Here is a 12,970-nt window from a genome sequence, read left to right as displayed (position 1 = left end):
CATGGCACCTGATCAGACCGATTATTGCCCGTTGCAGGATCTTCACATGGACGTTCGCCAGTTTGCCTTCCTCGCAGATCAGCCGAGTGCGGTCGTGAAAAACCGTGAGTTGTTCCTCGGCATGCCCAAGCGCGGACTGGCGTTCCTGCTGGCCAACGTCATGTTCTGGCAACCGCTGTGGGCGCAGGCCGACGGCATCGTCGTGGCCAACCCGAATACCACGCTGGACCGTGCCGGCAACGGCGTGCCGATCGTCAACATCGCCACGCCCAACGCCAGTGGCCTGTCGCACAACCAGTTCCACGATTACAACGTCGGCGCACAAGGCGTCATCCTCAACAACAGCGCGACTCAAACTTCGAACACGCAACTGGGCGGCCACGTCATTGGCAACCCGAATCTGAAGAACAGCGGTTCGGCGCAGGCGATTCTGAACGAAGTCATCAGCGGCAACCCGAGTCAGTTGCGCGGTTACACCGAAGTGGCCGGGCAGTCGGCGCGGGTCATCGTCGCCAACCCCTATGGCATCACCTGCAATGGCTGCGGTTTCATCAACGCACCTCGGGTGACGCTGACTACCGGTAAACCAGTGCTGGAAAACGGTCGGCTGGATCGCTTTCAGGTCGATCAGGGCAGCGTGGCTATCGAAGGCGCGGGCATCAACGCGACCAATATCGACCGTTTCGAAATCATCACCCGCAGCGCCAAGATCAATGCGCAGATTCAAGCGCAGAACCTGACCATCGTCGCCGGTCGCAACGACGTCAACGCCGACACCCTCAACGCCACGGCCCGCGCCGACGACGGCAGCGCCAAACCGCAACTGGCCATCGACTCCTCGGCCCTCGGCGGCATGTACGCCGGAGCGATCAAACTGGTCGGCACCGAGGCCGGCGTCGGGGTGAAACTCGACGGCAAACTGATCGCCAGCGGCGGCGATATTCAGCTTGATGCGAACGGGCAACTGAGCCTGGCCGACACCTCGGCTACCGGCGCGGTCAACGTCAAAGCCGCCAGCCTCGACGCGCAAGCTCCGGTTTACGCCGGCACATCGCTCAACGTACAGACCCAAGGCAACCTGACCAACCGCCAGACCTTGGCCGCCCGCGACAGCGTGGTGCTCAGCGCCGGTGGGCAACTGACTAATGCCGGCGCCATCGAAGCCGGCGTCAATGCTGACGGCAGCCGTAACAGCAACGGTGATTTGAGCCTTCGCGCACAGAATCTGAACAACAGTGGCAAGAGCCTCAGCGCCAGCCGCAACCTGACCGTCAACGCCGCGCAAACCCTCAACAACCAGAATGGCCTGCTCAGTGGCCAGACCACGAGCATCACCGCCGGCACGCTGGACAACCGCAACGCCGGCAAAGTGCTGGGCAACAACAGCCTGACCCTCACTGCCAATCAGGTGCTGAACAATCAAGGCACGCTCACCAGCAATGGCAAACTCACCGGCAACATCGGTCAGTTGATCAACAGCAACGGTGAACTTAGCAGCCAGAGCGACGTAGTGCTCACGCTCACCTCGCTGGACAACGTCGCCGGCCTGATCACCGCTGGCCGTTTGCTCGACATCACCGCCCTCGGCGCCATCAACAATCGCACCGGACGGATCGGCGCGAAACAGGCCGTAGCGATCAAAGCGCAACAACTGGACAACAGCCAGCAAGGCCAGCTGACCAGCGAAGGCACACTGACCACGCGCATCAGCGACCAGTTGAACAACCAGAACAAGGGCCTGATCCAGGCCAACGGTGCGATGGACGTGCAGGCCACGCGCCTGGATAACCGCGCCGGCAAGATTTCCGGTCTCGACACCCTGACCGTCAGCAGCGCGACCACCGACAACCGTGCGGGTGTTTTGCGCGCCGACAAAGCGACGACGCTGCTGATCGATAATCTGGATAACCGCGACAAGGGCCGCGCCGAGAGCAAGGCAGCGCTGACCTTCGAAGGCAGCACGCTGAACAACAGCAACGGCGGCTTGCTGACCTCGACCGGACTGTTGAGCCTCAAAGCCCGGGATGTCACCAACGATGCCGGACGGATTTCCGGCAAGGGCGATATCGACGCCAGCATCGACAACCTGACTCAGCAAACCGGCGAACTGGTTGCCGAAGGCAATCTGAAACTCACCGGCAAAACCCTCAACAGCCGCCAGGACAGCCTGGTCGGGTCGCTCAAGACCCTGACCGTCAATGTCGACCAGATCGACAACCGCGCCAGTACGCTTTCCAGTCAACTCGACCTGCATATCAATGGCGCACGCCTGGACAACAGCGAGGGCGGCAAGGTGCTGTCCGACACCACGCTGGGCCTGAAAGTCGCGCAGATCATCAACGCCACCAATGGCCTGATTTTCAGCAAAGGCGCGGCGACGCTCAGCGGCATCGGCTTGAGCAATGTGGGCGGGCGGATCGTCAGCCAGAACACACTGGACCTGACGTTCGACAATACCCTCGACAACCAGCAAGGCCTGATCAGCAGTGAAGGGCAGATGACCCTGAATCTCGGCAGCCTCGACAATCGCCTGGGCAAGCTGTCGAGCCTGGAAGCGATGGCACTGACCAGCGTCGCCGGGGTGCAGAATCAGGGCGGGCTCATCGCCTCGCAAAAGGGCCTGACCTTCACCAGCGGCAGTCTCGATAACAGCGACAACGGTATCCTCAGTGCCAAGGCCGATTCGACCTTGACCACCGGTGAGTTCAAGAACCGTCAGGGCGGCAGCCTCGCCACGGACGGCACGCTGCTGCTGACCACCGCGCACCTGGATAACTCCGGCGGCATCATCGGCAGCCAGAAAACCCTGCAGGCTTCCGTCACCTCGCTTAAGCAGGACGGCGGCGAGCTGTTCAGCAACGGCGACCTGACCCTGGACCTCAACAATGGCCTGCTCGATAACCAGCGCGGCAACATTCATACGGCGGGCCAACTGCTGCTGAAAAACCTCAAGGATGTGAACAACAGCGCTGGGGAAATCTCCGCTGCCAAAGCCTGGAACCTCAACGCACAAAGCCTGAACAACGACGGTGGCAAGCTGCTCAGCAATGAAAAACTCACCCTGGTCATCGACCGTGCGCTGAGCAACGTGAAAGGCCTGATCGCCTCTGCTGGCCTCCAAGCGCGCAGCGCCAGCCTCGACAACAGCGGCGGTGAGATTCGTGGGCGTGGCGCGGTCGATTTCACCGTCACTGATCTGTTCGACAACCAGGCTGGCGTGGTCATCGCCGACGAGGGCCTGACGCTCACGGCGGCGCGTCTGGATAACCGTCGCGAGGGCCTGGTCGGTTCGACCCAAGCGCTGCAACTGGTCGTCGACCGTGTCGACAACCGCAGCGGTGAACTGTCGAGCAAGGCCGGCGTGAGCCTGATCGGTGCCTGGCTCGACAACAGCGACAGCGGCTACATGCTGGCGGGCGGCAATCTGGCGTTGACCGTCAACGAGGTGATCAACCGCAACAACGGCGTGCTGTCCGGCGCTACCGGCCTGACGCTGGTCGGCAAAAGTCTGGAAAACAGCGCTCGCCTGACCACGCAACAAGACCTCGCGATTACCCTCTCTGGCGAGCTGAACAACGCGCAGGGCAGTCTGTTCAGCGAAGGTGCGCTGGCGATCGATGCGCAAAGCTTCAATAACGATGGCGGTACGCTGTCCAGCGCCAAAGCGCTCAGCGTCGACACACGCGGTGCGGTCAGCAACCGGGGCGGCCAGTTGTTGACCGATGCAGCGTTGACGCTCACCAGCAGCGCGCTGGACAACCAGCAGAAAGGCGTGATCAGCAGCAAAAGCAATCTGCACATCACTACCGGCGAACTCAATAACAGTCAGGCGAACATTTACGCCGCCGATCAGCTTGAGTTGAGCGCCGGCAAAGTGACCAATACGGCTGGCAGCCTCGGCGCTGGCAATGCGTTGACTGCCGATATTCAGGGCCTCGATCAGCAGGGCGGTAAACTGTTCAGCAGCCACGCCAGCGTCAGCGTCGACCTGCACGGTGGTGCGCTGAACAACCAGGGTGGGGTGATCAATGCGCCAGGGCAGTTGCTGCTGAAGAATCTCGCTGAGGTGAACAACCGTGGTGGCGAGATTTCCAGCGAGCAGGCCTTTGAACTGATCGCCAAATCGCTGGACAACAGCGGCGGCCAAGTGCTGAGCAATCAGAAACTGAGCCTGACCCTCGACAAGGTCCTGACCTCGATCAAAGGCACGATCGCGGCAGCAGCATTGCAGGTTCGCGCGGCCAGTCTCGACAACAGCGATGGCGGCGTATTGCTCAGTGACAGCGATATCTCGGTGACCGTCGATGGCCTGCTCGACAACCACAACAAGGGCAGCATCCGCGCCGCGCAACAACTGACCCTCAACAGCACCGGCCTGAACAACGAGGAGGGCACGCTGGTGGGTGCCGCTGGCCTTGCCATGGACCTCGGCGCCACCGCGCAGGACCTCAACAACCAGGGCGGGGTGATCAGCAGCAAAGGCGCGTTGAGCATTGCGCACCTGCGTGACCTCAACAACCAGGACGGCGTGATCAACAGCAAAGGCGTGCTGAGCATCGCCACCCTGCGTGACCTGAACAACCAGAAAGGTGAAATTTCCAGCGTCAACAGCTTCAGCCTCAGCGCCAACAGCCTGGACAATCGCGGCGGCAATCTGATCAGCAATCAGCAACTGTCCCTCACCGCAGCCGAGCTGAAAAACAACGGCGGCCTGATCTCAGGCTGGACCGGCGTGACCCTGGCCGGCGGCACTATCGATAACAGCCTCGGGGGCGCGATCTCCAGCCAGCTCGGCAATGTCAGCATCGACCTCAGCGGCGCACTGATCAACCACAGCCAGGGTGGCGTGGGCAGCAAGGGCGAGCTTTACATCAAGGCCGCCAGCCTCAACAACAGCGCCGGCACGCTGACCAGCGACGGCAAGCAGACCTTGACTGTGCTCGGCGGCGAACTCAACAACACCTCCGGTGGTTTGATCAAAAGCACCGACGCCCTCGATATCCGGGCGGCGAGCCTGAACAATGCCTCGGGTAACCTGAATGCGAAAAACGCCCTGACCTTCACCGGCGGTGCGTTGAACAACAACGGCGGCAGCCTGGTCGGCGATGATCGCGTCACACTCGACCTGCTCGGCGCGCTGACCAACGTCAACGGCGCGCTCGGCAGCACCGGGCCGCTGGTGCTGACGCGTTCGGCCAGCATCGACAACCGTGGCGGCCAGATGATCAGCCAGAGTCTGCTGAGACTGCTCACCAGCGGCGATCTGAACAACAGCCAGCGCGGCACCATCGCCGCCAGCAGCCAACTGAATCTCACCGCCGGCGGCCTGTTGCGCAACGACGGCGATGGCCTGATTTCCAGCAGCGCCGCCGACGCCACTCTCACCGCAGCCGCGCTGAACAACGCCGGCGGCGCGGTGCAAAGCATGACCGCGCTGACCATCAACACGGGCAACGGCGCAATCGACAACCAGGGCGGCAAGATCATTGCGCAGAACGGCGACCTGAACCTCACTGCCGCCAGCCTCGACAGCCGAGGCGGCGTGCTGTCGAGCCTCAAAGGTCTGCTGCAAACCCGTCTGACCGGTGTCCTGCGCAACGGCCAGTCAGGCAAGATCGAAGGCAGTCGCCTCGACCTGCGCGTACTGGGCGGCATCTACAGCGACGGCGGGCGCATCGCCGCCAACAGCGGCGACATCCTGCTCAACGCCGGCGGCAACGCCCTCGACAACAGCGGCGGCGGCATCTATGCCCGCGGCCAGGTGAACGTCATCGCCGGCTCGATGAACAACACGGCCGGCCAGGTCAGCGGCAGCCTCATCGACCTTGGCCTTGGCAGCAATCTCGCCAACAACGGCGGCCTGATCGAAAGCGCCAGCACCCTGGCGATTCGCGCCGCCAACCTCAACAACCAGAGCGGCAAACTACGCGCCCTCGGCGGCAGCGGCAAAACCGATTTCCAGATCGGCAGCCAGTTCGACAACCGCAACGGCCTGGTGGAAACCGCCAACACCGACTTCTCCCTCGCCGCACCGAGCTTGCTCAACGCTGGCGGCACAGTGACCCATGTCGGCCTCGGTGAATTCGGCATCTCCACCACCAACGTAATGAACGCCGGCGGCTCACTGGTGACCCGTGGCGGCCTGACCCTGAACGCGGACAGCTGGACCAACAGCAGCGTGATTCAGGCGGGGCGGTTGACGGTGAATGTCGGCAATTTCGTGCAGACCGCGAGCGGGCAATTGCTCGCCTCGAATCAATTGGTGGGGCGTGGCGGGAACTGGACGAACGAGGGGTTGATAGCCAGTGATGGCGGGCTTGATATTCAGTTGAGTGGGACTTACGGCGGTAATGGGCGAGTGAGCAGTCTGGGGGATATGACCTTCAATGCTGCGCAACTGGGCCTGACCAGTCTCGCCAGCATCGGCAGTGGCGGCCTGGGTACGTTCAACATTGGCGGGTTGCTGAACAACACTGGCGGAAGACTGACTTCCAATTACGGCATGACGATCAACGCGGGCAGCGTCAGCAACACCGGTACGCTGGGAGCCGCTCAGGATCTGACAGTCAAGACGGCAAGTCTGGTGAACGATCACGGCTTGTTGTTCAGCGGCGGCAACATGAACCTGCTGGTTAATGACTTCACCAACCAGACGGGCGATGTTTACAGCATCGGCAATCTGACAATTGCCGGCATGAGCGGTGGCCGTGCGAACAGCGTGAATAACCTCGCGGCTTCGATCAATGTCGACGGTGATTTTTCGTTGTCGGCCAATAGCTTCAATAACAAGACAGAAGGGGTGATTGGCGAGGAGAAATTTATTTCCGGGGACATCACCTTCAGCGGTACGACTTTCTACGTTAATGAAAATTTTGAATCGACATCGACAATTACCGGGCCGCAAGCGTCGATTTCAGTAGCAGGTAATCTGACCGCCAATGTTGGAGCTTTCACCAATACCGCGTCGCTGATCTCGGCCGGCAAGAACATAAAGCTCGATGTCGATACGTTCGATAACTTTGGTCTGCAGTCGGGTAATTTCACGCGGATGCGTGTTTATCAACTCGGCGGTTTGCCCAGCAAGCGACCAAGTTGGATAACCGAGGATCTGCAAAAATATGCGGAGCGCAATTCAAAAACCAAATACAGCTACATTCACGGTTGGCACGAGCCCGACAAAGGAGGATCTTTTTGGGAATACCAACCGCTGAATAAACAGGCGCTCTCTGACGTAAACACAAAATTCGGTATCGGCGCCGAAGTGGCAGTGCCGTCACCCATCCTTGCCGGTACAAAGCAACGAGACGACCGCGTTTTCACCAACGGCGGCTCAAGCGTTTCCTCTATCGTCCAGGCCGGCCAGGCCGTAGAGATCAACGCTAAAACCACGATCAACAACGGCAATCTGAACCCGTACACAAACTTCGGCGGTACCGTCAAAGGCACCGCGGACACCGGGGTGAAAAACTCCGCCAAACCTACCGTGGTTTTTCTGAACCCGCAGTTGCCACCAGATCTGGCTCAACAACAAGTCAACCCGCTGGCACTGCCTGGCTTCACGCTGCCAACCGGCGACAACGGTCTGTTCCGACTCAGCGGTAAAGGCGGCAGCGATCCGACACTAGCATCTGGCCCGTCGAGGACAATCGGCTCCATCGCCGTTGCGCCCTTAAGTCATGCGGGCGGCATGCCAGTGAGGAAGGCCACGGATATTCAGTTCGACGGTAGCGATCCTGTATCGATCAAGAACCGCGAACTGGCATTGGCGGCCCGGCCATCGCTCAATCTCAACGATCAGGCGACGCTGATCAATGTCAGCGCGGCCGCCGGGGATGGCCCGGTCGGCGTGTTGCTGCCCAATCGTGGCAACGTTTCGTTCGACGTGCCGCGGGTACAGGGCCTGCCCGACACCAGCGTGCGTTCCAATCCACACAAATACCTGATCGAGACCAACCCGGCGCTCACTGAGCTCAAGCAGTTCATGAGCTCGGACTACCTGCTCGATAAACTCGGCTATGACCCCGACAACAGCGCCAAGCGTCTGGGCGACGGCTTGTTCGAACAGCGCCTGGTGCAGCAAGCCGTTGTCGCCCGTACCGGCCAGCGTTTCATCGATGGGCAGACCTCCGACGAGGCTATGTTCAAGTACCTCATGAATAACGCCGTCGCCAGCAAGAATGAACTGAACCTGTCAGTCGGCGTAACTCTGACCGCTCAGCAAGTGGCAGCCCTGACCCACGACATCGTCTGGCTCGAAGAGCACGAAGTGAATGGCGAGAAAGTGCTAGTGCCGGTGCTGTATCTGGCCCAGGCCAATAACCGCCTGGCACCCAACGGTGCGCTCATCCAGGGCGGCGACGTAACACTGATTGCCGGTACGGACCTGACCAACGCCGGCACGCTTCGCGCCTCCAATAACCTGTCGGCCGAAGCCGGCAACAACCTCTCCAATACAGGATTGATCGAGGCGGGCGAGCGTCTGACGCTCAAGGCCGGCAACAATATCGTCAACAGCGGTGGCGGCATTATTTCCGGGCGCGATGTCAGCCTGACCGCCACTCGCGGCGATGTGATCAACCAACGCGACGTGTATGGCTACGATTCCAGTTACGGCGGCACGCTGCAGCATCGCGACGTACTGAACAACGCCGCGCGGATCGAAGCCGCCAATGATCTCAACATTGGCGCAGGTCGCGACATCAGCAACATCGGTGGTGTCCTGAGCAGCGGACAGGACATGGCGCTCGATGCCGGACGCGACGTCAACATCACCTCGGTCCAGGATCGCCGCACCGACTCGCGCGGCAGCAACTTCCTCAACCAGACCATCACCCAGCACGGCGCTGAAGTGACGTCCGGACGGGATCTGTCGATCAGTGCCGATCGCGACGTGGCAATCGTGGCCAGTCGACTGGATGCCAAGCGCGATCTCAGCGTCGATTCAGGCCATGACATTGTCATTACTTCGGCCGCCGACGAGAGTGACTACTTCTCGCGCAGCAAGAAGCGCGCGAACGAAACCCACAGCATCACGCAACAGTCGTCGGTATTGAACGCCGGACGCGATATCGCGCTGAACGCGGGCAATGATTTGGGCGTTATTGCCAGTCGTATAAAGGCGCAGGACGATGTCAGCCTCGATGCGGTACAGGACATCACGGTAGCATCGGCGAAAGACGAAACCTCTTCGTACTATTACAGAAAAAAGAAGGGTTCGTTCGGACGAAGCAAAACCACACAGTCGGAAAGCTATGAAAGCGAAAACGTCGCTTCGGTAATCGAGGCGGGTCGTGACCTGACGATGAACGTCTCGAAGCGTAAAGATGATGGCGTCAGCCTCGATGGCGGGCGCAACGTCACGATCATCGGCAGTCAATTGAGCGCCGGCAACGATTTGCTAATCGGTGCGACCAATGATGTCGCGGTACTTTCTGGCACCGAAGAGTCAGGCAGTTACAGCAAAAAAACCAAGACTGGCCTGTTTGGTATGTCTAAAAGTGGCAGCAGCCATCTGCAAACCTCGGTGACTCAGGTTGGCAGTGAGTTGAACGCCGGTCACGATGCGGTAGTGATAGCCGGGCGTGATGTTCGGCTGAATGCCAGTGAAGTCAACGCGGATAATAACGCAGAACTGAATGCCGGCCTTGTGGACAAGGCCGGCGATATCACTCTGTCGTCAGCTGATGACCAAGCGTATAGCCGGGCTGAGGAATATAAGAAGAAAGTCGGGCTTTCGCTGAAGGATGCTATCGGTTGGGCCGTCGGTACGCCGGGTTTCGGCGCCGATATGACATTCGCTACTTCGCACAAGGGTGTGCGGGAGGTCGTCAGTTCCGAGAGCATCGGAAGCCAGGTCAACGCAGGCAACGATGCAATTCTGAATGCTTCCCGAGACATCAATATCATCGGCAGTGGGATCAGCGCGGACCACAATGCGTCTCTCAATGCCGGTCGCGATGTCAATGTGGTCGCGTCGATCGACAATCACCGCAGCACTAGTTGGGATACAGATAAGACCGTCGGTATAAAACAGACCATAGACAGCAATGCTTTCACCACCTTCGCCGGCAGTGAAACCATTCAACATGGCGTTAACAGCACGGGCTACACCGCAGCGGGCAGCTCCATCGATGCGGGGATGAATCTTAAGGTAAACGCCGGTCGCGACATCAATCAGCAAGGCTCGGATTTGTCAGCCGCGAACAACATTAACCTCAAAGCTGATCGCGACATCAACATCGATGCCAAGGAGGAGGCAAGCGAAGTCACCATCCGTGACATCATCAAGCGTAACGGCCTCACCGTGACCACAGCCTACAACATCGGCAACACCATTGATGGCCTCAAAGGCACTGGCAAGGGCGAGGATGGGGTCAGCAAAGGATCCAGCGTACTGAAAGCGGTCGATACACTGGACCAGTTCTTCAGCGGACCAAAGTTCGACGGCCACATTGGCGCCTCCAGTGTCAGCTCCAGCAGCACGCAGAGCTCGGTGACACAACGTCCATCGACGCTTTCAGCGGGTGGCGACGTCTCGCTCGACGCCGGCAACAACGTCAACGTCAGCGGCAGCCAGTTCAATGCCGGGCGTGACATCAACGTCAAAGGCAAAGACATCACGTTCGATGTGGCGCACGGTTCCGAAAGCAGCGATGGGCATTCAACCCAGAGCAAGGGCGGAGTCAAAGGTGGCACCACCGGTGGCTTCAAACTTGGCGTGGGTGTCAGTAACGCCGGGACTGAAGACAAATCGAATCAAGGCACTTCGACGGCAACTCAGCTGAATGCTGGCGGCAGTATCAATCTGGATGCGAAAAACGACCTGACGCTGATTGGTACCCGTGCCACCGCGGAGCGGGATATTTCCCTCAAAGCCGCCAACGATCTGAATATCCTTTCCGCACAAAATGCCTATGAGAGTTCCCATGATCGGCGTAGCTGGGGCGCAGAAGGCGGAATCATCGCCGGCCAGGACGGTTTTGGTATCTACGGTTCGGGGAACGTGGGCATCGGCGATCTCAACCGCGAAGGTGTGAAGCAACAGGAAGCCTACCTGTATGCCGGCAATAAGCTGGGCTTCGAAAGCGGGCGTGACACAACGATCGCCGGCGCCACTCTTCGAGGTGACGAGGTCATCGGCGATGTCGGCCGCAACCTCACCGTGACGTCTGTGCCGAACACCGGCAAGGTCGAAGGTAAAGAGTTCGACGCCAGCCTCACGGTTGCAGTCAGCATCGGTGTAACAGCCAGCGGTTCACTGGGGTATGGGGAGACCAGCGGCAAAACCAACTGGGTCGAAAACCAGACGGTGATCAGTGGCAAGAGCAAAGTCGATATCCACACCGAGAAGCACACACAACTCGACGGCTCGGTCATTAGCGCTGACAACCGCAACCTGAAACTCGATACCGACACCCTCGGCCATCGCAACATCACCGGCAAGGATAACGAGCATGGTTATTACCTCAATGTCAGCGGCAGCTATAACCATAACGGCGGCGCCCAGGCTGACAAGCCGAATAAAGGCATGGAAGGAGAGAATAAAAATAGCTGGGCGGTAGAGGGTTACAAGTACGACAAGGATCGTCAGCAGACGCTGAACGCCACCGTGGGTGAAGGTCAGATCGTTGTGCGTAACGACAAGGCCACGGGGCAGGACTCGACATCCGGACTCAATCGCGACGTCAACAGGGCGTATGAGATCACTAAGGATGACGAACATCGAACGACGTTGTACGCCAGCAGTTCCTCAATCGACGCTGTTACCCATCCGGTAAAAACTGTCGAGGGCTGGAGCGATAACGTCGTTGATTTCAAAAAGAACATGCTTGATCAGGCTAAAGCCGGGGCGAGTTTCCTGCAGAACCTGAACCAGGCGATCAATGCTCAGCTTGTCGATATTGATGATGTTTCCCCGACACTTATCGATGAACTGGGTAAAGAGCGTGCACTGGCAGTCACCAAAAACTTCGTTAGACAGGGACTGGACCCCGCCCAGATAAAATCATTGCCTGAGGCAGTCCTGAAAGGGCTGTCCGAGTTTGCGAAACAAGCGGCTGATTACGAAAAGCTGGTGGAGAGTTGTACCGCAAATAATACCTGCCCGCAGATGACGGCTGACCCAACAAGCGGCCCGGATAAACCGGGAACAATGACGCTGCCGCCTATTCCGGTTCCTGCAAGCCTGGTTACTCATGGCCAGCTGGCATTGAATCAAGTACTGGACTTGATTGATCTGACCAAGGATATGCCGACAGAGAAAATTCAGGCCACCGTTATCGCTGTACAAGCGGTGATGGGCCCGATGAAGTTCCTGTTGAGCATGGCCGCCAATGGACTACTCAACGCTGCGTATGGCCACAAAATCGATGAGCTGAAAGATCTGGCCGCGATCAAGCTGGCGGCGAAATTGCTCGGTGAGTCAGAAGAAGAGCTGACGAAGCTTCACGAGACCGCCAAGCAGGAGCACAACGGCGGTAATGAGGAGTACAAATACGACGGCGATGGGTATGTAGTTGCTACGCGTTTCCTGATCGATGCGGTACTTGGGGAATTCAAGTCCCTCGGAATCAAGGCTGTCACCAGAACCGTCGCGGTTGTAAAAAAAGATCCGGCCGATGTACTGGGCGGTCCGCACAAGGAAACCAGCAAACCGGTGAATGATGGATTGGATTCACACCATTGCCCTGCTCAGAAATGCTACAAAGGTGCGCCAATCAGCAGTCGTGATGGTCCTGCCATCAAGATGGATCCAGAGGATCACAAAAAGACCGCGAGTTTTGGTCGTTCCGAAGAGGCCAAGGCTTATCGAGACAAGCAACAAGAGCTGCTCGAGGAGGGGCGCCTGATGGATGCTATTCAGATGGATATCAATGACATCAGAAGTCAGTTTGGCAACAAGTACGATGAAGGAATCAGACAAATGTTGGAGTACGCCTCCAAACTAGATCCGAACGATTTCAGGAGGTAA

1 protein-coding gene is annotated in these 12,970 nt (G+C 58.9%); it reads left to right on the top strand.

The window, feature by feature from the left end:
• The first annotated feature begins 46 nt into the window (after window positions 1-46).
• Window positions 47-12,970, top strand: a complete 12,924-nt coding sequence (locus J2Y39_RS07605) for a hemagglutinin repeat-containing protein (RefSeq protein WP_310216407.1) — start codon at window positions 47-49, stop codon at window positions 12,968-12,970.

This window comes from Pseudomonas sp. 2957, assembly GCF_031456345.1.
Classification (GTDB): Bacteria; Pseudomonadota; Gammaproteobacteria; order Pseudomonadales; family Pseudomonadaceae; genus Aquipseudomonas; species Aquipseudomonas siliginis.
Note: the sequence above shows the minus strand (reverse complement) of the source record. Positions and strands in the feature narration are given on the sequence as shown.

What these genes read in the sequence shown, in the direction of transcription:
- J2Y39_RS07605 (WP_310216407.1), top strand. Translation starts at nt 47, where the DNA reads ATGGACGTTCGCCAGTTTGCCTTCCTCGCAGATCAGCCGAGTGCGGTC.